We start from the raw sequence: 21,396 nt of genomic DNA, 5'->3' as shown, positions 1-21,396 counted from the left end.
CGAATGGGGGTTTGCAGATCTTCGGGTATGATCCTAATGTCATCCAATCCGGGCCGTTCGCAGGGCAGGGATCATACGCATAGAAAAGCAAGAGCAAGACCATAGCCGAATGAAAACTCTGACCACGACGCAAGACCTGGCCGATTTCTGTGCCGCAGCCGCAACTCACCCCTATGTCACTGTCGATACCGAGTTCCTGCGCGAGCGGACATATTACTCCAAGCTCTGCCTCGTCCAACTCGCCTATCCCGGCGAGGGCGAGGACAGCGCGGTTCTGGTCGATCCGCTGGCCGAAGATCTGTCACTGGACCCGCTCTATGACCTCTTCCGCAACGAGGCGGTGGTCAAGGTATTCCATGCCGCCCGACAGGATCTGGAGATCTTCTGGGTCGATGCGGGCGTGTTCCCCAAGCCGCTCTTCGACACTCAGGTCGCCGCGATGGTTTGCGGTTTCGGCGAACAGGTGGGGTATGAGACGCTGGTGCGCAAGATCTGCCGCCAAGGCGTCGACAAGACCTCGCGGTTCACCGACTGGTCGCGCCGCCCGTTGACGGATGCGCAAAAGACCTATGCGCTGGCCGATGTCACCCATCTGCGCCGCGTCTACGAACATCTCTCGGCCGAGCTGGAGAAATCCGGCCGCACCCATTGGGTGGCCGAAGAGTTGCAGACCCTGACCGACCCGACAATCTACGACATCCGCCCCGAGGAAGCCTGGCGGCGGATCAAGACGCGCACCTCCTCGGGCAAGTTCCTGGCCGTTGTGCGCGAACTGGCCGCGTTCCGCGAGAACCACGCCCAGACCAACAACATCCCGCGCAGCCGGGTGTTCAAGGACGACGCGCTGATCGAGCTGGCCTCGACCAAGCCGCGCACCCATGCCGACCTCGGCGGCTCGCGGCTCCTGCTGCGCGAGGCGCGCAAGGGCGCCATCGCCGATGGTATCCTCGAAGCGGTCAAGCGCGGCACCGAATGCCCGCCCGAGCAGATGCCCAAGGTGGAAAACGGGCGCGAGAACCTTCAGGTCAACCCGGCGCTGGCCGATCTCTTGCGCGTTCTGCTGAAGGCCAAGACCGAAAACGAGGGCGTCGCTGCGAAACTCATCGCCTCCAGCGCCGATCTCGACCTGATCGCGGCGGGCGAACGTGACGTGAGCGCGCTCACCGGCTGGCGCTATGAGGTGTTCGGAGAGGACGCGCTGCGCCTCTGTGACGGCAAGGTGGCGCTGGCCGCCAAGGGCCAGACCATCCGGCTGATACAGCTTTAGCGGCGGCGCGATTCCAACGCGCCCTGCTGGCCCTCGACCCGGATCACCTTGATCCCGGCCAGATCCTTGCGCGACAGGCTGGCGGCCGCCCGCACGGTCCGCGTGTTCTCGGCCCCTTGCGGGGTTGCGTCCTCGGGATAATCGACGCGGAACGTATAGGCCAGGATACCCGCCTTGGCGTTCTCTTCGCTGATCACCCGGCGCAGTTCGGCGTCAAAGGCGCCCTGGCGATTGGCAATGCCCACCGCATAGACGATGGCGCCGGTGGTGGTCGGTTCGACCTTCAGCTCGGTCACCCGGGTGATCGGGATCGTGTTGTCCACCGCGTCCGGACGAGCAAACAGACCCTTGCCGCCGCCGCTGGGGATCAGCGGGTTGGCGTCGGCATCTGCCGAGGTCGCCACCGGCGCCGGGTTCGAGGGGCCGAACCAGTTCGACGGGTTCACCCGCGAGTCGCGCCAGCCGCCACAGGCGCTCAGCATCATCCCGGCAGTCACAAGAACGGTCAGTGGTTTCAGCATCTCGCGCACGCGCCCCGTATTGCGTTGGTCCCTTGACTACCGGTTAGCGCATCCCGGCCGCGTTGAAAAGCCATGCCGGGGCTGGACAGCCCCGCCCGCGCACCTTAGGTCACAGCAAACCCGCGTGCGCAGAGCAGGAGTGACAGATGGCAAGCCCCGCCTTCGAAGAGATTGTCGAGGATTTCGAGTTCCTTGACGACTGGGAGGACCGCTATCGCCATGTCATCGAACTGGGCAAGGCGATGGAGCCGCTCGACGATGCGTTCAAGGTGCCCGCCAACAAGGTGCATGGCTGTGCCAGCCAGGTCTGGCTGCAACCGGCGATCGAGAATGGTGTGTTCCGGTTCGACGGCGACAGCGACGCGATGATCGTGCGCGGGCTGATCGCGGTGCTCAGGACGCTTTACAACCACACGCCGGTGACCGAGGTCGGCACCATCAATGCGCGCGCCGAACTGGGGCGGCTGGGGCTGCACGATCACCTCTCGGCGCAGCGCTCGAATGGGGTGCGGGCGATGATCGAGCGAATCCGCGAGGTCGCGGCCGCGCACGCCTGAGGCGGGCCGGGCAGGGGGCTCTGCCCCCGTCGCGCGATGCGCGACTCCCCCGGGATATTTTCAGCAAGAGGATGGGGACGGTGCGGACCATCGGGCCAGGGTGGTTTCAAGATCGCCATAGCCGGTGAATCGGCGCTCGAAGGCGAGCCCGAGCCGATCGGCGCAGGCACGCGCCTTGGCGGTCAGGGCCGGGTCGTCGGTCTGCGCCTGGTAGACCAGTTTCGTGTAATTGCCGAACATCATCGGGATGAGTTCGGGGTGGCGGTCGAAGCCCATCGGTTTCCAGACAAAGGCATCGAACTGGCGCACCAGAAAATCGGTCAGGTAAAAGGCGGTGAACTCCTCTTCGGCGATCTCGGTGAACCGGTCGTTGCCTTCGAAGAAGGAATAGCAATGCGGGCCCTTGACCATCTCGACCCCAAGGCGCGCGCAGGCCTGTTCCAGCAGGCCGCCAGTGCCGCAATCGGCATAGACGACAAAGATCTGGGCATAGCGCCCGCGGTGTTTGGCGACTGCCTCCTCGACGGCGGCGGTGATCCGCTCGGGATGGACGTGCAGGATCGCAGGCAGGCAGGTCAGGTCCAAATGAGTCCAGCCGTTGCGCTCGCGCAGATCCAGGATCTCGCGCGCCAGCGCGCCGCAGGCGATCAACAAGATCCGGGACCGGTCCTCCCGCAGGTCGAGCCCCTCGCGGGTCAGCGTGTCGTCATCGGGCAGGGCGCTGGTGTCGGTCATCTTGGGTCCATCCGCAAAGATGCGCCCAGAATGGCGTCTTTCGCGGCAGCGGCAAGCCCCGTGCCGACCTCGCATGTCAATGCAACGACAGCATTGCCTCGTGCTGGCGGATTGCCGGGCGGACCAGCGGGCCATAGCTGTTCAGACCGAGGCGCGCCAGTTCGGGGAACAGGGTCAGGATTTCGTGCCGGGCCTCTGTTTCCAGGGCGTTCCAGCCGGTCTGGCCAGGATGAAAGCTTTCAGTGGCGCAGCCCTCGGCCCAGACGATTTCGTGCCGGTCGAACAGCATGTGGACATAAGTGACCTCACCGCCCGGGGCGAACAGGATGTCGCGGGCGTCGACCAGATGCTTGGCTGCCACCAGCGCCTGGTGGTGGCCGGTGAACAGTTCCGCGCGCCAGCCCTCGATCAGCATCCGGTGCTGCGGTGACACCATCAGGTCCCGGCGGTTGTCCAGCGCTCCGGCCCGGATCAGCACCGGGGCAAAGGCGCCTGTTGCGCGCACCGTGGTGCGCCCGATCCAGCGCAGTGGCTGGGGGCCGTGGTCAAGCGTGCGGATCAGGTCGCCGGGCACCAGATCGTCGATCATCCTGGGCCCGCGCGCGGTGTCGATCAGCGTGCCCAGGGTGAAACAGGTGACAAGGTTCCAGTCCTGGCGGTTGGCGGTCAGGCCCGAGTAATTGGCGCCGCCGCCGGTCACCGCGTTCAGCGTGATCGACTGGATGATTCCCGCCTCAAGCGCGCTCTGGTCGGCATTGGCGTTGAACTCGGGCACAAGATAGGTGTTGCCGGCCGTGTCCTGCGCCAGGACGGCGGTGATGGTTGCCGTACTGCCGTCGGTATAAGTGATGATCGCGTCATAAACCGCGGTTCCGTCAAAGGTCTGCGCCGGGCCGCCGTCGATCGAGAACTGATCGGACGGCGAATTATCCATGTCATAGAACGACCCCGGATCTCCGACCGCGCTCCAGGTGACGGCGCTGTCGACCAGTGGATCGGTGGCGCTGCCAAAGGTCGTCCCGACAAGAGCGGCGGCGTTTTCGGCCGAATTGTTCCCCTCGATCGTGTCGATATCGGCAAGATTGCCGAGAAACAGTGCGGTAAAAGTCGTTGGCATGGGCACCTCGGGGCAGCTTGGGTACGGCTGAAAACCTAGGGTCCGAAGGTGGCCGAAGTCAGGGGGAAAGGTGTCCGATCTGTGACAAAGGCGGGATATCGCCAATAAAAAAGGCCGCCCCGAAAGGCGGCCCGGCATTCGAGTGAGATGCTGCTCAGACCGCCATGCGGTTGTGCTTGCGGCCGACCCAGTCCTTGGCGGTTTCCACCGCCACGGCCGCGTCGCGGCAATAGGCGTCGGCGCCGATGGCCTTGCCGAATTCCTCGTTCAGCGGCGCGCCGCCGACCAGCACGATGTAATCGTCGCGCACGCCTTTTTCGACCAGCGTGTCGATCACCACCTTCATGTAAGGCATGGTGGTGGTCAGCAGCGCCGACATGCCCAGGATGTCGGGCTGTTCCCGCTCCAGCGCATCCAGATAGTTTTCGACCGGGTTGTTGATGCCCAGATCGACCACTTCGAATCCCGCGCCTTCCATCATCATCGACACAAGGTTCTTGCCGATGTCGTGAATGTCGCCCTTGACGGTGCCAATCACCATCTTGCCGACGCGCGGCGCGCCGGTTTCGGCCAGCAGCGGCTTCAGGATGGCCATGCCGCCCTTCATCGCGTTGGCGGCCAGCAGCACTTCGGGCACGAACAGGATGCCGTCGCGGAAGTCGGCGCCGACGATGGTCATGCCGCCGACCAGCGCCTTGGTCAGCACGTCATAGGGGGCCCAGCCGCGCTCGATCAGGATGTTCACGGCCTCTTCGATCTCTTCCTTGAGACCGTCATAGAGGTCGTCGAACATCTGCTGGACGAGTTCCTCGTCGTCGAGTTCCGACAGGATGATGTCATCTTCTTCCGACATGGCGTGATTCCTTGAGCGTTGGTGGGGAGAGGCCCCGGATGCGTTTTTTCCCTTTTTGCCCAAGGGTCACTTTTCGACTGCGTCGATTGCGACATGGGCGGTGTTGCAACCGACCTATAGAAAGGAATTCGCCGGATTGATAATGAGTAATCCGCAGAATGATCATGGGCGGGGCGCATGATCTGACGTCCTCGTGCTGCCGGGCGCGATCCGTCCCTTGCGTAATGTTCGCATTATGTTCTAGTCATGTTCCATGAGTCCCACCGATCCATCGCAGAATCTCGGCATCCGCACCCCCGGGCGTGGCGCGCTCAGCAATCTGGCGGGGCGGTATGAGCGGCATGCGCGCATGTCCGAATCCGACGGCTGGGAGCAGGACGGCGATCTGCCGCCGTTGCGCACCCATGTCGCGATCGAGACCGCGCGCAGCTTGATCACCTATAACCGCTCGCCCGACCTGCCGTTCGACCGCTCGATCAACCCCTACCGGGGTTGCGAACATGGCTGCGTCTATTGCTTTGCCCGCCCGACCCATGCCTATCTCGGCCTGTCGCCGGGGCTCGATTTCGAAACCCGGCTGGTGGCGCGGCCCAACGCGGCCGAGGTGCTGCGCGCCGAGCTCAGCGCCCGCCGTTACATGGTGGCGCCGATTGCCATCGGCACCAATACCGACCCCTACCAGCCAATCGAGAAAACCCACCGGATCACCCGCGATTGCCTTGCGGTGCTGGCCGAGTTCAACCACCCGGTCGCCATCGTGACCAAGGGCGCCCTGATCGAGCGTGATCTCGACATCCTCGGCCCGATGGCGGCGCGCGGTTTGGCGCGCGTCGGCATCTCGCTCACCACGCTCGATGCCGACCTGTCGCGGCGGATGGAACCGCGCGCGCCCTCGCCGAACCGGCGGCTGGCGATGATCCGCGCGCTGACCGGGGCAGGGGTGCCGGTGCGGCTGATGACCTCGCCGCTGGTGCCCGGCCTCACCGATCACGAGATGGAGGCGCTTTTGGCCGCCGGGGCCGAGGCTGGCGCAGACACAGCCAGCTGGATCATGCTGCGCCTGCCGCGCGAGGTGTCGCAGCTCTGGCAGGAATGGCTGGCCGATCACAGGCCGAACCATGCGGCCAAGGTGATGGCGCGCTTGCGCGAAATGCATGGCGGGCGCGACTACGATCCGCGCTGGGGCCACCGGATGCGGGGCGAGGGGCAATATGCCGAGATGATGGCGCAACGGTTCCGTGCCGCCTGCAAACGCGTCGGGCTGGCGCAGCAGGCGCCAGCCCTCAGATGCGATCTGTTCCTTGTGCCGCCGCAGCCGGGCGATCAGCTCAGCCTGTTCTGAGCCCCACGCACCCTCAATAGGTGTCCACCAGGTCCACCTCTTCGACCGGTTCGCTCGCCATCATCTCATAGGCCAGCTCGTCATGCATGGGCTGGGTCATCAACGCCATGACGTCGTTCAGGTAATACTGGTCGTCACAGACTGGCGGCTGCGCCACGTCCTCGCACTGGCCAAGCAGTTTCAGGGACCCTTCGCGGTCGTCGCTGCCCTCTTCCCCGACCGAGGTCAGCCGCAGGCCAAAGACCTCGCCGTTGAAATCCTCCAGGCTCAGACCATCGGGATGCGACAGGGTAAAGCTGGTGGCGCGAATGTCGTCGCCATGACCGATCCCGCCTTGCCCAATCGAGATGCCCGCATCGAACCCGTTTTCGGTCTCGCCGGTCTCGCCTTCCTGCGCGCCCTCCATGTTGACACCGTTGCCCAGGTTGTTGACCGACCCGGCCGCGAATTGCGAACCGGTCACGTCCGCGCCACTCACGGTCATCCCGTTCAGCAGGCTGTCGTCCGCAATGTTGAAGAACAGGCCGTTGATATCGCCGATCTGCCCGGTGGCATCCGGGTCGTCGCCCTCCAGAACCTCCAGGTCGACCCGGATATCGCCGTTCTCAAGCTGGGTCAGCACCACCTCGGTGTTGACCGGCCCTTCGATCAGGAACGCGCATTCGTCGTCTTCATGGTCCTCTTCATCAAAGCTGTCGTCCTCGCTGCCGCTGTCGCTGACGGTCTTGACCAGTCCGTTCTCGGTATCCGAGTTCACGACCGCGGCAAGACTGTCGAGGTCGATATCCTCGATGCTCAGCGGGCCGTTCTCGGACCACATGGTGAAGTTGGCGGCGCTCACATAACCTTCGGTCGAATCCGGGCTCAGCCCGAACTGGATCCCCGCGTCATAGCTCTCGGCCAGCTGCGCCCCGTTGCTCAGGCTGTCGACCGCGTCCGGATCCATCTGCACATCGGTGACCGGAGCCCACTCGGTGCCCTGGTTCTCGTCCGGCCAGATATGCAGCCCGTTCAGGGTGGCGTCATCGGCGAAGTTGAAGAAGAACCCGTCAAGGTCACCGGCATCGACCCCCGGGTCTTCCGACTTGATGTCGATGAACAATCCGCCATCGAGTTTTTCGACAATCGTCACCAGCAATCTCGGCTCGCAGCCCAACGAGACGGTAATCTGTGCCTTTTCGCCAACGGTCCCGGTCATGGAAATCCCCCTTCAAAGATCAGCGACCGACCCTAGGAGGAGCGCCACAATTTGGACATAAAATTACCGTTTTCCCGGCCAAAACCCCTAAATCAGGGTGCGCGGCGTTTACGACGCGGAAACGGTTTTTCCCGTGGCCCGGCACAGGCGGTGAAATCGGAAACGACTCGGGCAAACCCGCCTCTGGCCGGTCGGGGAATCGCTTTGGCAGGCTGGGCCGGGGGCCCGGTGACCGCCGTACAAAACGGACAATCGGGGTCTTTTGCGGCGTACAAAACGGTCAATTCGTGGGACAAAAGGAAAACCCCGGCGGATGACTCCACCGGGGTTGAATTGCTCTGTTCCAACGGATCGGATCAGCGGTCTTCGATATCCACATAGTCGCGCGCGGTCGAGCCGAGGTAGAGCTGACGCGGGCGGCCGATCTTGTGCTGCGGGTCGGACAACTGTTCTTTCCACTGGCTGATCCAGCCCACGGTTCGAGACACGGCGAAGATGGGCGTGAACATCGAGGTCGGGAAACCCATCGCCTCAAGGATGATGCCCGAGTAGAAGTCCACGTTCGGAAACAGTTTTTTCTCGGCGAAGTAGTCGTCGGCCAGGGCCGCGCGTTCCAGTTCCTTGGCGGTGGCCAGGATCGGGTTGTTCTCCACGCCTAGCAGATCCAGCACCTCGTCGGCGGACTGTTTCATGACGGTCGCGCGCGGATCGAAGTTTTTGTAGACCCGGTGACCAAAGCCCATAAGACGGAACGGATCGTTCTTGTCCTTGGCGCGGGCGATGAACTCGGGAATACGGTCCGGAGTGCCGATTTCCTTAAGCATTTCAAGGCACGCCTGGTTCGCCCCACCATGCGCGGGCCCCCAGAGACAGGCGATCCCGGCAGCGATACAGGCGAACGGATTGGCGCCCGAGGACGAGGCCAGACGCACCGTCGAGGTCGAGGCGTTCTGCTCGTGATCGGCATGCAGCGTAAAGATCCGGTCCATGGCGCGGGCCAGGATCGGGTCCACATGGTAATGCTCGGCCGGCACCGCAAAGCACATTTGCAGGAAGTTGGCCGCGTAGTCCAGATCGTTGCGCGGATACATGAACGGCTGGCCGATCGAGTATTTGTACGCCATCGCCGCGATGGTCGGCATCTTGGCGATCAACCGGTGGCTGGCGATCTCGCGCTGATGCGGATCGGCGATATCGGTCGAGTCGTGGTAGAAGGCCGACATCGCGCCGACCACACCCACCATGGTCGCCATCGGATGCGCGTCCCGGCGGAAGCCCCGGAAGAAATAGTGCATCTGCTCGTGGATCATGGTGTGGCGGGTGATCGTGGTCTCGAACTTCTCCAGATCCTTTGCGGTCGGCAGCTCACCGTAAAGCAGCAGATAGCAGACCTCGAGGTAATGCGACTTGGCCGCCAGCTGGTCGATCGGATAACCGCGATGCAACAGCTCGCCCAGCTCGCCGTCGATATAGGTGATGGTGCTGTCGCAGCTCGCGGTCGAGGTGAAGCCCGGGTCATACGTAAAGACCCCCGCCTGACCGTAAAGCTTTCGGATATCAATGACATCCGGGCCCGTCGAAGGCGAAAGGACTGGCAACTCGTAGGTTTGGCCGTTCAGGCTCAGCGTCGCGGTTTTCTTATCTTCAGTCATTCTTGTCCCTTCCTTATGGCAGGCACGGGGCATGCGGCTCTGGCGCGTGTCCCATGCGGGCGTGTCCGCACGCGCGCGCGCAGACCCGGGTCTTAACCGCGTGAGTTTACCCGATCGTAAAGATCAGGCAGCCTCGGCCGCGTCCTGGATACGGGCCAGACTTTCGTCGCGTCCCAAAACCAGCATCATGTCAAAAACCGAAGGCGTAATCGAACGTCCTGCAAGTGCGGCCCTGAGTGGACCGGCAAGCTTGCCAAACTTGGTTCCCTTGGCCTCGGCAAAAGCGTTCAAAGCTTCTTCCAGACTATCTCGCGTCCAGCTAGCATTTTGCAAGTGCGGCGTCAATTCTCTCAGTATACCGTCGGATACAGACGCCAGCGCAGCGGCGGCTTTCTCATCCGGTTGAATGGGGCGGGATGCCAGAACAAAAGATGCTTTTTCAACAAGTTCGGGAAAAGTGCGGGCCCTGTCCTTGAGGCAATACATCGCACGTTCGAGATCACTGGATTGTGTCGTGCTGAGAGCAGGCAGACCGGCTGCCGCAAGATAGGCTTCCAGCTCTTGCCGCAGCGCAGCATCATCCGAGATCGCGATATGCTGGCCGCACAGATTCTCGAGCTTTTTCAGATCGAACCGGGCAGGAGATTTGCCGATTCCATCCAGATCGAACCACGCGCGCGCCTGCGCATCGGTAAAGAACTCGTCGTCGCCATGGCTCCAGCCCAGTCGCGCCAGATAGTTGCGCATGCCGGCGGCGGGGTAGCCCATGGCCTGGTATTCCTGCGCTCCCAACGCGCCGTGGCGCTTGGACAGTTTCTTGCCGTCAGGTCCGTGGATCAGCGGGATATGGGCCCAGACCGGCACATCCCAGCCCATCGCCTCATAGATCATCATCTGGCGGGCGGCGTTGTTCAGGTGGTCGTCACCCCGGATCACATGGGTCACCCCCATGTCGTGGTCATCGACCACCACCGCCAGCATATAGACCGGCGTCCCGTCCGAGCGCAGCAGGACCATGTCATCGAGCTGGTCGTTGCGGATGGTCACATCGCCCTGCACCTGGTCGCGGATCACAGTTTCCCCGCTCTGCGGCGCCTTGATGCGGATGACATAGGGCGCGTCCGGATGGCTCGACGGATCGGCGTCGCGCCAGGGGCTGCGGAACAGGGTCGAGCGTTTCTCGGCCTGGGCGGCCTCGCGAAAGGCCTGAATTTCTTCCTGTGTGGAAAAACACTTATAGGCCTTGCCCTGGGCCAGCAACTCCCGCGCCACTTCGGCATGCCGGGGCGCGCGTTCGAACTGGCTGATCACCTCGCCATCATGGTCCAGGCCCAGCCAGTTCAGCCCTTGCAGGATGGCGGCCGTGGCCTCGGGCGTGGAGCGCGCCCGGTCGGTATCCTCGATCCTGAGCAGGAATTTTCCGCCACGTCCCCGAGCGTAAAGCCAGTTGAACAGGGCGGTGCGGGCACCGCCGATATGGAGATATCCGGTGGGCGAGGGGGCAAAACGGGTAACGACCTGTTCCGGCATAAGTTCAATTTACCTTTTGGTAACCATGGGGGGCTAGCGTTTGACGCCTGTCTAACGAGCCGGGCGATCAGGAGCAAGCATGCGCGTTCTGGCCAGGATCGAACGCGGCCTGCTGGAGCAGAGGGGGCACTTGTTTCCCTGGGTTCCGGTCTTTCTGGGCATCGGGATCGGTTTCTACTTTCTGCCACGGCAGGAGCCGGGCACAGGGGGCGTCGCATTCGTCGCCTGTGTCGCGCTGGTTCTGGCGGTCCTGGCCCGGCGGGTGTCCGCCGCGTGGTCGCCGCTGCTCTGGGCGCTGGTTCTGGTCAACTCCGGGTTCCTGCTGGCGGCGGGTCGGGCGCATTATGTCTCGGCCCCGGTGCTCGACTGGCGATATTACGGCCCGGTCGAGGGGCGCGTCATTGCGCTGGACCGCTCTGCTTCGGACCGGTTGCGGGTGACATTGGACCGGGTCCGGATGGACAGGATCGCGGCGGACGAAGTGCCGGACCAGGTCCGGATATCCCTGTCCGACGATACCGCGCAATTGCCTCCGGGCGGGCGTGTCATGACAATGGCGCATCTTGCGCCGCCGCAAGGCCCGGTGGAGCCCGGCGGCTTTGATTTCCGGCGCCACGCCTGGTTTCAGAGGCTGGGGGCGATCGGGTACACGCGAACGCCCATGTTGGTCGCGGCCCCTGCGGATACCAGCGCATTCCGGCTGCGCCTGCTGGCTGTCCGAACGGCGGCCTCGGACAGGATCCGCGAGCAACTGCCGGGCGATGTCGGCGGGTTTGCCGCCGCCGTGACCACGGGTGACCGCAGCGGTGTCAGCCAATCTGCCCTGATGGCGCTTCGGGCAAGCAATCTGGCGCATCTGCTGGCGATCTCGGGATTGCACATGGGGCTTCTCGCGGGGTTCGTGTTTGCCGCATTGCGGGTTGGCCTGTCGTTGATCCCATCGCTCGCGTTGCGCCTGCCGGTGCGGAAGCTTGCGGCCATTGGCGCTTTGCTGGTCGCGGCGGGGTATCTGGCGCTGTCGGGGGGCAACGTGGCGACGCAAAGGGCTTTTGTCATGGTCGCGGTCATGCTGGGGGCGGTGCTGGTCGACCGACGGGCCTTGTCGCTGCGTGCGGTGGCAGCCGCGGCCACCGGTGTGCTGCTGCTGCGCCCCGAGGCGCTGCTTGGTCCGGGGTTCCAGATGAGTTTCGCCGCGACCGTGGCGCTGGTCGCGGTCTTTGGCTGGATCCGGGACGCAGAGATCAGCCTGGGACCGCGGTGGCTGCATCCGGTGGCGGGGCTAGTGGTGTCTTCGGCAGTGGCCGGATTGGCCACGGCACCGGTCGCAGCCGCGCATTTCAACACCATTGCCCATTACGGGCTGCTGGCAAACCTGGTGTCGGTCCCGCTGATGGGGGTGCTGATCATTCCGGCAGCGGTTCTGGCGCTGGTGTTGGCTCCGATCTCGCTTGATTGGATCGGGTTGGATCTTATGGGGCTGGGGCTCACCTGGATCCTTGAGGTGGCGCATTGGACCGCCGGTATCGAAGGTGCTCAGGGTTTTGTGGCGCGTCCCGGGGCAGAGGTGCTGCCGCTGCTGGCGCTTGGCTGGCTGTGGATTGTCTTGTGGCGCGGGCGGTTACGGTTGGTTGGTGTTCCGGTCATTGCTGCGTCGCTGGTGATGTGGTCCCTGGCAGAGCGGCCGGAGATTCTGGTGGCCGACACCGGCGGGCTGGTCGGGATCATGACGCCAGAGGGGCGCGCGCTGAGCAAACCGCGGGGCTCGGGATTCATCGCCGGAGTCTGGCTGGAGAATGATGGCGACGGTGCCGATCAGCCGACTGCCGCCGCGCGGTGGCCGGGCGAGGGCAGCATCAAACGGATACGGAGCGGGGCGGTCGAAATTGTGCATGTGACCGGCAAGCGCGGGGCGCAGCAACTCTCCGGGTGTACCAAGACGGAGATCGTCATTTCCTCCGTACCACTGGACCTGAACGGTCCGTGCATGGTGTTTGATCCCGCCAGCCTTTCGCGCACGGGGGCTGTCAGCCTGACACAGGATGGCAAGCTGTCCGCCATCGCAGGGCAGGAGCGCCGACTGTGGTCGCCGACAGCGCAGCGGGATCAGTAGGTCCGGATCAACCCGACAAGACGACCCTGAACGCTCACCTTGTCCTCGGGGAACACACGGGTTTCGTAGGCCGGATTGGCCGCCTCAAGCGCGATGGAGCCACCGCGACGGAAGAACCGTTTCAGCGTCGCTTCCTGACCTTCGACAAGGGCCACGACGATATCGCCATTGTCAGCCACCGAAGTTTCGCGGATCACCACGACATCGCCATCGTTGATACCGGCCTCGATCATCGAGTCGCCCTTGACCTCGAGCGCATAATGCTCGCCTCGGCCGATCATGCTGCCGGGTACCGCAACCTGGTGCGAGACGTGGCTGATCGCCTCGATCGGAACGCCAGCGGCAATGCGGCCCATAACGGGAAGCTCGACGACGTGGATACCGACCGGCTCGGCGTTTGCCGGGCGTGAATTGGGCCGGTCTCCGTCGATCACCCGAGGGGTAAAACCTGTCGTCGGCTCGCCGCCCAGGCTTTCAGGAAGTTTCACGATTTCAATTGCCCGGGCCCGGTGGGCCAGTCTGCGGATGAAACCCCGCTCTTCCAGTGCGGTGATCAACCGGTGGATGCCGGATTTGGAGCGCAGATCCAGCGCCAGTTTCATCTCGTCGAAACTGGGCGGAACACCGTCCGCCTGCATCCGCTTGTGAATGAATTCCAGCAAATCCAGTTGCTTCTTGGTCAGCATGGCCCGCACCCCTTTACCCGTGTGTTTACATTTGTTCTACGCATGTTCCTGTTTTGTGTCAACAAGCGTGTCAGCAACCTACAACGGCAAGTAGAGTATCTGGGTACCTTCGGCCAAGGCCGGGTCATCGGGCGGGCGCATCAAGAGGGCGTTTGCTTGCGCCAGGATCGACAGGAGCGAGCTGTCCTGATCGCCGAATGCGATGATCTGGCCATTTTCGACCGTGGCCCGCATGTAATGCTCGCGGGGGCCGTTGGCGGATAACGGGGCCGCCAGCGTTGCCCGGTGGAAGTTCACTTGCGGGTTCAGACCCAGAAGCTTCTGCAACATGGGCAACACGAAGATATGTCCGCAAACCATTGCAGAAACAGGGTTTCCAGGCAGGCCAACCATTGCCGTGCCGTTCAGGCGACCAGCCATCAGGGGCTTGCCCGGCCGCATGCGTACCTTGTAAAAGGCGCGCTCCATCCCAAGCCCAGAGGTGACATCGCCGACCAGGTCGTGGTCGCCGACCGAGGCGCCACCGACGGTGACGACCAGATCCGCGCCTGACGCGAGATCCAGGGCGGTGGCGAGCGATCCGCGGGTATCGCGTGCGATCGGCAACAAACGCACATGCGCGCCCGCCTCCTCAAACATCGCTTTCAGACCGAAGGTATTCGATGCGATGATCTGGTCGGGTCCTGGCTCTTCTCCGGGCATGACCAGTTCATCGCCTGTCGAAATCAAGGCAACAACCGGCTTGCGGCGCACCGGTACCACCGGTGTGTTCATGGCAGCAAGCAGCGCGATGTCTTCGGGTCGCAGTATCCGCGGGGACGAGATGATCTGACCAACCCGGAAATCGGCACCTGCGGGGCGAATGTTTGATTTGTCTCCGGGGTGGTTCCGAATGGTGATCAGGTCGCCCTTTCGCTCCACATCTTCCTGAATGACAACAAAATCCGCGCCGTCGGGAACAGGTGCGCCGGTAAAGATGCGCACGGCCTGTCCGGCGCCTACTTGACCGCCATAGCGATGGCCGGCGGCGGCTTCTCCGATCACCTTGAGCATCGCGTGGCGTTCAACCTCGGCGGATTTCAAGGCATAACCGTCCATCGACGAGGCGGCAAAAGGCGGCTGATCCCGGGTTGCGGCCACATCGGCCGCCAACACGCGCCGGGCCGCCTGGGCCAATGGCACCTGTTCGGTGTCAACCGGGGTGACCAGATCCAGCAGCAGTTTGCGCGCTTCTTCGACGGTGATCATGTCGCCTCATAACGTCCTGATTTTCCGCCATCTTTAAGGGCAACGTGGATCCCGCCGATCTGCATCGCCTTGTCGACGGCCTTGACCATGTCATAGACCGTCAGCGCGGCGGTGGACACGGCTGTCAGCGCCTCCATCTCGACCCCGGTCTGGCCGGTGGTCTTGACCGTTGCTTCGATCTGAACACCGGGAAGGTTCGGGTCGAGCGTCAGTTCGACTGCAACCTTGGTGATCGGAAGCGGATGGCAGAGCGGGATCAGGTCGGGGGTTTTCTTGGCCCCCATGATGCCGGCGAGACGCGCCACGCCCAGGACGTCGCCCTTCTTGGCGCGGCCCTCGGAGATCAGATCAAATGTCGCCTGCGCCATCACGACATGCCCGCGCGCAACCGCAACCCGGTCCGTCACCGCCTTGTCGGAGACATCGACCATATGCGCGTCGCCCTTGGCGTCGAAATGGGTAAGCGCCATCACATCGCTCCGGGCATCAGCGGGTTGGCAAGCAGGTCGCGGGTGGCTTGCGCCACATCGTCCTGCAGCATCAGGCTTTCGCCGATCAGGAAACACCGCGCGCCATAGCGGGCCATGTCCGCCAGATCGGCCGAGGTGTTCAACCCGCTTTCGCACACGATGATCCGGTCCGGAGGCACAAGCTTTGACAGCCGCCGGGTGGTGTCGAGCGAGGTCTCAAAGGTTTTGAGGTTACGGTTGTTGATGCCGATGAGCGGGCTTTTCAGAAGTTGTGCCCGGTCCAGTTCGGCCTCGTCATGCACTTCGATCAGAACATCCATGCCCCAGTCCATGGCGGTCTGTTCCAGCTCTTCTGCCTGCGCGTCCTCGACCGAGGCCATGATGATCAGGATGCAATCCGCCCCAAGCGCGCGCGCCTCGACAACCTGATAGGGGTCGTACATGAAGTCCTTGCGCAAGGCCGGAAGGGTGCAGGCCGCGCGGGCCGCAGACAGGTATTCCTTGGCCCCCTGAAAGCTGGGGGTATCGGTGAGCACCGACAAGCACGTCGCGCCGCCTTCGGCATAGGCTGCTGCCAGAGCGGGTGGATCGAAATCCGGGCGGATCAGGCCTTTTGACGGGCTGGCCTTCTTGATCTCGGCAATCAGGCCATAACCGTCGCGTGTCGCCTGGATCAGTGCGTCGGCAAAGCCGCGTGTCGGTTCGGCCTCGCGCGCATCGGCCTCAAGCGTCGACAGCGGTACGCGGGCCTTGTCGGCGGCGACCTCTTCCAGTTTGTAGGCTTTGATCTTGTCCAGAACAGTCTCGGTCATGCGGGTTCCTGTGTAATGCGGGCAAGCGCCTCGACCTTGGCACGGGCCTTGCCGCTGTCGATGCTTTCGGCGGCCATGGCGACACCTTCGCGCAGGTCGGCGGCGGTGTCAGCCACCACCAGCGCGGCGGCCGCGTTAAGCAGCACCGCGTCGCGATAGGCCGACGGCGCGCCGTCCAGCAGGGCCCGGAATGCGGTTGCGTTTTCTTCGGGTGTGCCGCCGATGATCGCCTCGAACGGATGCACCGGCAGGCCGGCGTCTTCGGGATGCAATTCGACATCCTTGACCGTTCCGTCCTCCAGCGCGGCGACCCAGGTGACGCCGGTGATCGTCATCTCGTCGGTGCCGTCCGAACCATGGACCAGCCAAGCACGATCAGATCCCAGCAGGCCCAGCGTCTCGGCCATGGGCCGGATCAGCGATCGGGTGAACGCCCCGGTCAGTTGCCGTTTGACCCCGGCGGGATTGGTGAGCGGCCCCAGGATGTTAAATATGGTGCGGGTTCCCAGCTCGGTCCGGGTCGGCATCACATGCGCGGTCGCGGGATGATGCATGGGCGCCATCATGAAGCCGATGCCAGCCTCTTTCAGTGCCTTTTCAACGATTTTTGGGCCGACCATCACGTTGATTCCCATCTGCGATTGCAGATCGGCCGTACCGGATTTCGAGCTGAGGTTGCGGTTGCCGTGCTTCGCCACGACAACCCCCGCGCCAGCGGTCACAAAAGCGGTCGCAGTCGAGATGTTGAGCGTGTTCTTGCCGTCACCGCCGGTGCCCACGATATCCATCGCGCCCTCGGGTGCGCGAACCGCGTTGCATTTGGCCCGCATCACGGCGGCGGCGGCTGCAAATTCGTCGACGGTTTCACCGCGCGTGCGCAGCGCCATCAACAGACCGCCGATCTGGCTGGGCGTCGCTTCGCCTTCGAAAAGGATGGTAAAGGCCGCTTCGGCCTCGGCCCGGGTCAGGGGGCGATCGGCTGCGGCACCGATCAACGGTTTCAGCGCGTCGCTCATGCCGCAACCTTCATCGTATCAAGGAAATTCTTCAGCAGGGCGTGCCCGTGTTCCGAGGCGATGGATTCCGGGTGGAACTGAACGCCGTGGATCGGCAGGCTTTTGTGTTGCAGGCCCATGATCGTGCCGTCTTCCAGCTCGGCTGTGATTTCCAGGCACTCGGGCAGGCTCTCGCGGTCCACGACCAAGGAGTGATACCGTGTTGCCTCAAAAGGCGAGGGAAGACCGGCGAACAGGCCCTTGCCGGTGTGATGCATCTTGCCCATCTTGCCATGCACGATCTCGTGGCAGCGCACCACGTTGCCGCCAAAGGCCTGACCGATGGTCTGGTGACCAAGGCAAACACCCATCAACGGCGTGCGCGTTTCAGCGGCAGCTTCGGTCAGGGCAAGGCAAATTCCGGCCTGATCGGGGTCGCAGGGGCCCGGGCTCAGCAGGATACCGGCGGGCCGCATGGCCATCGCTTCCTGCACGTTCAGGGCGTCATTGCGACGCACCTCGATCTCGGCGCCAAGTTCGCCCAGGTAATGCACGAGGTTGTATGTGAAACTGTCGTAGTTGTCGATCAAGAGCAGCATCTTGAGCCTTTTCCTGTCGGGCATTAGGGGCTGGTGGCGCAGGGCCCAGCCAAGCTATAGTGGTCGCGCCCCTACATGTTCAGGCTTGCGCGGCAGCGTCAAGGGCAGACGGGAGCAACAGGCAAAAAGTAGAAACAAGACCAATCAAAGAGGCTTGAGGAGATGGGCGGATATTTCGGAGGTATCCTTACGGGCGCTATCCTGGTGGCAATCGCGGGGGCGTGGCTGTCACTTGCTACGCCTCTGCCGAAACGACCCGATGTAGCAAGCGATGCCCCGTCCTCGCAGGGCGGTGCGGCGCAGCCCGAGACCGGACAAATCGCAGCCCCCGGGCGCGATGCGGACCTGGTGGAACTGGCACCCCGCCAGCCGGATGCCAAGGATGGCGGTGAAACGCTGACGGCCTTGTCCGGGACCGATACGCAACCGCCTGAGAAACCCGTTGTTGGCGCGGCCTCTGATGCGATCACGGAACCGGCCGAGACGGCCAGTGCGGATGTCTCGGTTGACGGCGTCGAACCGGTTGCTCCGGCACCGCTGGCCGAAGCGCCGCTTGCACCGCAAGACAGCACCGAGCCCACGATCAACACCGCCGCTCCGGCACAACCGGCATTGTCGACCACATCCGTACCCGATCAGGCCACCGCACCCAGCGTGCCAGATGTTTCGCCGGAAGTTGCCACCAGCACCGATGCACAACCTTCCAAGGACGAAGTCGCCACCACGACCGCGCCGGACAGGGATGTTGTTCCAACGCCCGATACCCAGGCCGCAGAGGCGCCGGAAACGGAAGAGGAGGAGGCTCCGCGTATCGCCGCGCTGCCGCAGATCGGTTCCGAGGCAGAGGCCGCGGCACCCCGCGTCGGCACGCCAGTCATTCCCCTCACCGAGCGTGACAAGGCAGAGACGGCCGGCGATGCGCCGGACACACGGCCCATCAACTTGTTCGCGGCAGAGTTCGACAACCCCGAAGACAAGCCATTGCTGTCGATCGTCCTGATTGACGACGAAGACGGGTTGGGCGGCGAGGCGCTTCGGGAATTCCCCTATCCGCTGAGTTACGCGCTCGACCCGAACGATCCCGATGCCGCCGAGAAGATGGCGCGCTATCGGTCTGCTGGCGCCGAGGTTCTGATCATCGCCGATCTGGCCCCAGCCTCCACCGCGCAGGATGCCGAGGTGTCGATGTCCGTCTGGCTGGACAAGCTGCCCGAGACTGTGGGCATTCTGGAGGGGACCGAGGCCGGGATCCAGGGTAACCGGGCACTCTCGGATCAAGTCACCGCGATTGCGGCAGGCACCGGGCGCGGGTTGCTGACACAGGACAACGGGCTGAACACGGTCTACAAGCTGGCGGCCCGTGACGGAATACCGGCAGCTGTTGTGTTCCGGGATTTCGACGGTGCCGGACAATCGCCCACGGTGATGCGCCGGTTCCTCGATCAGGCCGCGTTCCGCGCCGGTCAGGAAGGGGCAGTCGTCATGTTGGGCCGGGTCCGGCCGGACACGATTTCGGCGCTGCTGCTCTGGGGCTTGCAGGACCGTGCCGGTCGGGTCGCCTTGGCGCCGATATCGGCGGTCATGACCCGTGGCACGCCATAGCGTATCGCGCCGGCACGGCGCGATGTCTCCGGCGGGAGTATTTTTTGAAAAGATGAAGAATCAGCCGCAGTCCGAGACGGATATACAGATCACCTTGGTCCCTTCGGACAGGTCGAGCGGTGCGGTGCGCTGGAGGATCATCTGGCCGGCTTCCAGATGTCGACCTTGGCAGGTGGCAGAGCCCGTCAGAACATAGACTGCGACTTCGGTGGGACCGGTCGACAGGCTTTGGGCGCCCGCGAAAATCTCGACCGTGCCGTTTACCTGGCGCGGGTCGTAGATCAGGTTCAGATCGCGGATGGGCCCATGGGGCAGTACACCGGTGACCGGGTCGTCGCCCGAGAATCGTAACGGCTCACCCAAGAGCGCATGCCGCACCTGCTGGCCGAAATGCAGCTCCATCCCGGCGCCTTCGATCACCGTCAAAATACGCTCAAGCCCGGAAAACACCGAGAAGGGGCCTTCGCTAGCCACATCAGCCAGGCTAAGCCGCCAGGTCGGCGGACTGCCCGCGATCTCGCGCGTCACGCCACCGCCATTCTTCCAGGGAACAGGCGGGAGTGTGAGCGGATCGAGAACGGTCATCAGCGGTTGCCGTTGCCAGTGAAACGCGCCGCATCCGCCGCCGCCCGCCGGATGGCGTTCGATTTGTGCACGGTCTCCATGAATTCTGCTTCGGGATCGCTGTCATAGACCACGCCGCCACCGGCTTGGATATAGAGCTTGCGGTCCTTGACGATGGCGGTGCGCAGCGCGATGCACATGTCCATGTCGCCACCGGCGCTGAAATAGCCGACACCGCCGCCATAGATGCCGCGTTTCTCGGGCTCCAGTTCGTCGATGATCTGCATCGCGCGCACCTTGGGCGCACCGCTGACCGTTCCGGCAGGCATCCCGGCAAAAAAGGCATCTAACGCGTCCTTGTCCGGGGCCAGTTCGCCCACGACATTCGACACGATATGCATCACATGTGAGTAACGCTCGATGATGAATTTCTCGGTCGGGCGCACGGTGCCGACTTTGCTCACTCGCCCGGCATCGTTGCGGCCAAGGTCGAGCAGCATCAGGTGTTCGGCCAGTTCTTTCTTGTCGGCCAGAAGATCCGCTTCGAGCGCGCGATCCTCCTCGGGCGTGGCCCCGCGCGGGCGGGTTCCGGCGATCGGGCGAATGGTCACCTCTTGCCCGAATACACGCACCAGGATTTCCGGGCTTGCACCCACCACCTGGAAGCCGCCGAAATTGAAATAGAACATGAAGGGCGAGGGGTTCGTGCGCCGGAGCGAGCGGTAGAGCGCAAAGGGTGGCAAGGGAAACTCTTGCGTCCAGCGCTGCGCGGGCACGACCTGGAAGATATCGCCCGCGCGGATGTACTCCTTGGCCTTCTCCACCGCGGCCTTGTAGCCGTCTTTGGTAAAGTTCGACACCGGCGGCGCCACTTCATAGGCTTCGCCCAGGTCTCGGCTCTCGCCGGGCATGGCACGTTCGAGGTCGCGCACCGCGTCCATTACCCGCTCGGCCGCCTGGGCATAGGCTGCGCGCGCCGTCTGGCCTTCGCTGACCCAGGCCGGAGAAACGACCGTGACCTCTCCCTTGACGCCGTCAAGCACGGCAACGACCGAAGGCCGCATCATCAGCGCATCCGGCAGGCCCAGAGGATCGGGGTTAACGTCGGGCAGGTGCTCGACCAGCCGGACCATGTCATAACCAAGATAGCCGAAGAGCCCGGCCGAGGCCTGCGGCATGTCCTCGGGCAACGAAATGCGGCTTTCTGCCAATAGCGCCCGCAGATTGGACAGCGGATTACCGTCCTGCGCGACAAAGGCGTCGGGATCGAACCGGGCCGACCGGTTGAGCGAGGAGGTTTCGCCATGGCAGCGCCAGATCAGGTCCGGCTTCATCCCGATGATCGAATAGCGCCCGCGCACCTCGCCGCCGGTCACGGATTCGAGCATGAAGGCGTCCTTCTGCGCGCCCGTCAGCTTGAGCATCAGGGACACGGGCGTGTCGAGGTCGGCTGCCAGCCGGGTGTGAACCACCTGGTTTTCACCGGCCTCGTAGGCCCGGGCAAAGGTTTCGAAGTCGGGGGTAAGCGCCATGTTGCG

Annotated in this window: 20 protein-coding genes; 5 read left to right on the top strand and 15 right to left on the bottom strand. The window is 63.6% G+C overall.

The window, feature by feature from the left end; translation table 11 throughout:
- Positions 1 to 109: 109 nt before the first annotated feature.
- Positions 110 to 1,267, top strand: a complete 1,158-nt coding sequence (rnd, locus tag G0P99_RS04100) for a ribonuclease D (protein ID WP_164127990.1) — start codon at positions 110 to 112, stop codon at positions 1,265 to 1,267.
- Here the strand turns inward: rnd and G0P99_RS04095 are convergent.
- On the bottom strand, positions 1,264 to 1,788 hold the full coding sequence (locus tag G0P99_RS04095) for a hypothetical protein (RefSeq protein ID WP_164127988.1): 525 nt from the start codon (positions 1,786 to 1,788) through the stop codon (positions 1,264 to 1,266). The two genes, rnd and G0P99_RS04095, sit on opposite strands and share 4 nt — an antisense overlap.
- A 146-nt stretch (positions 1,789 to 1,934) precedes the next feature.
- On the opposite strand from G0P99_RS04095, the gene G0P99_RS04090 reads away from it, so the two are divergent.
- On the top strand, positions 1,935 to 2,345 hold the full coding sequence (locus tag G0P99_RS04090) for a SufE family protein (protein ID WP_164127986.1): 411 nt from the start codon (positions 1,935 to 1,937) through the stop codon (positions 2,343 to 2,345).
- 60 nt (positions 2,346 to 2,405) lie between these two features.
- Here the strand turns inward: G0P99_RS04090 and G0P99_RS04085 are convergent, their stop codons facing one another.
- From G0P99_RS04085 to G0P99_RS04075, 3 genes are all read right to left on the bottom strand, one after another.
- Positions 2,406 to 3,080: a DUF1638 domain-containing protein gene (locus G0P99_RS04085; RefSeq protein WP_164127984.1), complete on the bottom strand. Its 675-nt coding sequence runs from the start codon at positions 3,078 to 3,080 to the stop codon at positions 2,406 to 2,408.
- A 76-nt stretch (positions 3,081 to 3,156) separates the two neighbouring features.
- Complete coding sequence (locus G0P99_RS04080; RefSeq protein ID WP_164127982.1) at positions 3,157 to 4,197, bottom strand: Hint domain-containing protein; 1,041 nt, start codon at positions 4,195 to 4,197, stop codon at positions 3,157 to 3,159.
- 154 nt (positions 4,198 to 4,351) lie between these two features.
- On the bottom strand, positions 4,352 to 5,050 hold the full coding sequence (locus tag G0P99_RS04075) for a B12-binding domain-containing protein (protein ID WP_164127980.1): 699 nt from the start codon (positions 5,048 to 5,050) through the stop codon (positions 4,352 to 4,354).
- Between the two features lie 253 nt (positions 5,051 to 5,303).
- Between G0P99_RS04075 and G0P99_RS04070 the strand changes: the two genes are divergently transcribed.
- Positions 5,304 to 6,392 (top strand): PA0069 family radical SAM protein, encoded by a 1,089-nt coding sequence (locus G0P99_RS04070; protein WP_164127978.1) that lies wholly within the window; start codon positions 5,304 to 5,306, stop codon positions 6,390 to 6,392.
- Positions 6,393 to 6,405: 13 nt separating this feature from the next.
- On the opposite strand, the gene G0P99_RS04065 is transcribed toward G0P99_RS04070, so the two are convergent.
- The 3 genes from G0P99_RS04065 to gltX all read right to left on the bottom strand — a co-directional run bounded on the left by G0P99_RS04065 (position 6,406) and on the right by gltX (position 10,772).
- A complete protein-coding gene (locus G0P99_RS04065) occupies positions 6,406 to 7,590 on the bottom strand; it encodes a hypothetical protein (RefSeq protein ID WP_164127976.1) in 1,185 nt (394 codons plus the stop codon).
- A 356-nt stretch (positions 7,591 to 7,946) separates the two neighbouring features.
- Positions 7,947 to 9,242: a citrate synthase gene (locus tag G0P99_RS04060; protein WP_164127974.1), complete on the bottom strand. Its 1,296-nt coding sequence runs from the start codon at positions 9,240 to 9,242 to the stop codon at positions 7,947 to 7,949.
- Positions 9,243 to 9,365: 123 nt separating this feature from the next.
- Complete coding sequence (gene gltX / locus G0P99_RS04055) at positions 9,366 to 10,772, bottom strand: glutamate--tRNA ligase (RefSeq protein WP_164127971.1); 1,407 nt, start codon at positions 10,770 to 10,772, stop codon at positions 9,366 to 9,368.
- 79 nt (positions 10,773 to 10,851) lie between these two features.
- Here gltX and G0P99_RS04050 point away from each other — a divergent pair, with 79 nt between their 5' ends.
- Complete coding sequence (locus G0P99_RS04050) at positions 10,852 to 12,882, top strand: ComEC/Rec2 family competence protein (RefSeq protein ID WP_164127969.1); 2,031 nt, start codon at positions 10,852 to 10,854, stop codon at positions 12,880 to 12,882.
- Here G0P99_RS04050 and lexA read toward each other — a convergent pair.
- The 6 genes from lexA to G0P99_RS04020 form a co-directional block, all read right to left on the bottom strand.
- Positions 12,876 to 13,568: a transcriptional repressor LexA gene (gene lexA / locus G0P99_RS04045; protein WP_164127967.1), complete on the bottom strand. Its 693-nt coding sequence runs from the start codon at positions 13,566 to 13,568 to the stop codon at positions 12,876 to 12,878. The two genes, G0P99_RS04050 and lexA, sit on opposite strands and share 7 nt — an antisense overlap.
- 78 nt (positions 13,569 to 13,646) lie before the next feature.
- Complete coding sequence (glp, locus tag G0P99_RS04040; protein ID WP_164127965.1) at positions 13,647 to 14,816, bottom strand: gephyrin-like molybdotransferase Glp; 1,170 nt, start codon at positions 14,814 to 14,816, stop codon at positions 13,647 to 13,649.
- A complete protein-coding gene (gene moaC / locus G0P99_RS04035; protein ID WP_164127963.1) occupies positions 14,813 to 15,286 on the bottom strand; it encodes a cyclic pyranopterin monophosphate synthase MoaC in 474 nt (157 codons plus the stop codon). Before moaC ends, glp begins: the two co-directional genes overlap by 4 nt.
- Complete coding sequence (trpC, locus tag G0P99_RS04030) at positions 15,286 to 16,098, bottom strand: indole-3-glycerol phosphate synthase TrpC (RefSeq protein WP_164127962.1); 813 nt, start codon at positions 16,096 to 16,098, stop codon at positions 15,286 to 15,288. The genes moaC and trpC overlap by 1 nt, the downstream gene beginning before the upstream one ends.
- Positions 16,095 to 17,114 (bottom strand): anthranilate phosphoribosyltransferase, encoded by a 1,020-nt coding sequence (gene trpD, locus G0P99_RS04025; protein ID WP_164127960.1) that lies wholly within the window; start codon positions 17,112 to 17,114, stop codon positions 16,095 to 16,097. The genes trpC and trpD overlap by 4 nt, the downstream gene beginning before the upstream one ends.
- A complete protein-coding gene (locus tag G0P99_RS04020; protein ID WP_164127958.1) occupies positions 17,111 to 17,692 on the bottom strand; it encodes an aminodeoxychorismate/anthranilate synthase component II in 582 nt (193 codons plus the stop codon). The genes trpD and G0P99_RS04020 overlap by 4 nt, the downstream gene beginning before the upstream one ends.
- A gap of 162 nt (positions 17,693 to 17,854) precedes the next feature.
- Here G0P99_RS04020 and G0P99_RS04015 point away from each other — a divergent pair, with 162 nt between their 5' ends.
- Entirely contained in the window at positions 17,855 to 19,294 is a 1,440-nt protein-coding gene (locus G0P99_RS04015; RefSeq protein ID WP_164127956.1) for a divergent polysaccharide deacteylase family protein, read from the top strand.
- Positions 19,295 to 19,354: 60 nt separating this feature from the next.
- On the opposite strand, the gene G0P99_RS04010 is transcribed toward G0P99_RS04015, so the two are convergent.
- Both G0P99_RS04010 and trpE read right to left on the bottom strand, forming a co-directional pair.
- On the bottom strand, positions 19,355 to 19,879 hold the full coding sequence (locus G0P99_RS04010) for a HutD family protein (protein WP_164127954.1): 525 nt from the start codon (positions 19,877 to 19,879) through the stop codon (positions 19,355 to 19,357).
- Entirely contained in the window at positions 19,879 to 21,390 is a 1,512-nt protein-coding gene (gene trpE, locus G0P99_RS04005; protein ID WP_164127952.1) for an anthranilate synthase component I, read from the bottom strand. The genes G0P99_RS04010 and trpE overlap by 1 nt, the downstream gene beginning before the upstream one ends.
- Positions 21,391 to 21,396 lie beyond the last annotated feature (6 nt).

Source organism: Ruegeria sp. PrR005, from assembly GCF_010500245.1.
GTDB lineage: Bacteria > Pseudomonadota > Alphaproteobacteria > Rhodobacterales > Rhodobacteraceae > Ruegeria_B > Ruegeria_B marisflavi.
Note: the sequence above shows the minus strand (reverse complement) of the source record. Positions and strands in the feature narration are given on the sequence as shown.

What these genes read in the sequence shown, in the direction of transcription:
- trpD (WP_164127960.1), bottom strand. Translation starts at nt 17,114, where the DNA reads ATGAGCGACGCGCTGAAACCGTTGATCGGTGCCGCAGCCGATCGCCCC.
- G0P99_RS04095 (WP_164127988.1), bottom strand. Translation starts at nt 1,788, where the DNA reads ATGCTGAAACCACTGACCGTTCTTGTGACTGCCGGGATGATGCTGAGC.
- trpE (WP_164127952.1), bottom strand. Translation starts at nt 21,390, where the DNA reads ATGGCGCTTACCCCCGACTTCGAAACCTTTGCCCGGGCCTACGAGGCC.
- G0P99_RS04015 (WP_164127956.1), top strand. Translation starts at nt 17,855, where the DNA reads ATGGGCGGATATTTCGGAGGTATCCTTACGGGCGCTATCCTGGTGGCA.
- glp (WP_164127965.1), bottom strand. Translation starts at nt 14,816, where the DNA reads ATGATCACCGTCGAAGAAGCGCGCAAACTGCTGCTGGATCTGGTCACC.
- G0P99_RS04020 (WP_164127958.1), bottom strand. Translation starts at nt 17,692, where the DNA reads ATGCTGCTCTTGATCGACAACTACGACAGTTTCACATACAACCTCGTG.
- G0P99_RS04050 (WP_164127969.1), top strand. Translation starts at nt 10,852, where the DNA reads ATGCGCGTTCTGGCCAGGATCGAACGCGGCCTGCTGGAGCAGAGGGGG.
- lexA (WP_164127967.1), bottom strand. Translation starts at nt 13,568, where the DNA reads ATGCTGACCAAGAAGCAACTGGATTTGCTGGAATTCATTCACAAGCGG.
- G0P99_RS04065 (WP_164127976.1), bottom strand. Translation starts at nt 7,590, where the DNA reads ATGACCGGGACCGTTGGCGAAAAGGCACAGATTACCGTCTCGTTGGGC.
- G0P99_RS04060 (WP_164127974.1), bottom strand. Translation starts at nt 9,242, where the DNA reads ATGACTGAAGATAAGAAAACCGCGACGCTGAGCCTGAACGGCCAAACC.
- G0P99_RS04075 (WP_164127980.1), bottom strand. Translation starts at nt 5,050, where the DNA reads ATGTCGGAAGAAGATGACATCATCCTGTCGGAACTCGACGACGAGGAA.
- moaC (WP_164127963.1), bottom strand. Translation starts at nt 15,286, where the DNA reads ATGGCGCTTACCCATTTCGACGCCAAGGGCGACGCGCATATGGTCGAT.
- rnd (WP_164127990.1), top strand. Translation starts at nt 110, where the DNA reads ATGAAAACTCTGACCACGACGCAAGACCTGGCCGATTTCTGTGCCGCA.
- G0P99_RS04085 (WP_164127984.1), bottom strand. Translation starts at nt 3,080, where the DNA reads ATGACCGACACCAGCGCCCTGCCCGATGACGACACGCTGACCCGCGAG.
- G0P99_RS04080 (WP_164127982.1), bottom strand. Translation starts at nt 4,197, where the DNA reads ATGCCAACGACTTTTACCGCACTGTTTCTCGGCAATCTTGCCGATATC.
- G0P99_RS04090 (WP_164127986.1), top strand. Translation starts at nt 1,935, where the DNA reads ATGGCAAGCCCCGCCTTCGAAGAGATTGTCGAGGATTTCGAGTTCCTT.
- G0P99_RS04070 (WP_164127978.1), top strand. Translation starts at nt 5,304, where the DNA reads ATGAGTCCCACCGATCCATCGCAGAATCTCGGCATCCGCACCCCCGGG.
- trpC (WP_164127962.1), bottom strand. Translation starts at nt 16,098, where the DNA reads ATGACCGAGACTGTTCTGGACAAGATCAAAGCCTACAAACTGGAAGAG.
- gltX (WP_164127971.1), bottom strand. Translation starts at nt 10,772, where the DNA reads ATGCCGGAACAGGTCGTTACCCGTTTTGCCCCCTCGCCCACCGGATAT.
- G0P99_RS04010 (WP_164127954.1), bottom strand. Translation starts at nt 19,879, where the DNA reads ATGACCGTTCTCGATCCGCTCACACTCCCGCCTGTTCCCTGGAAGAAT.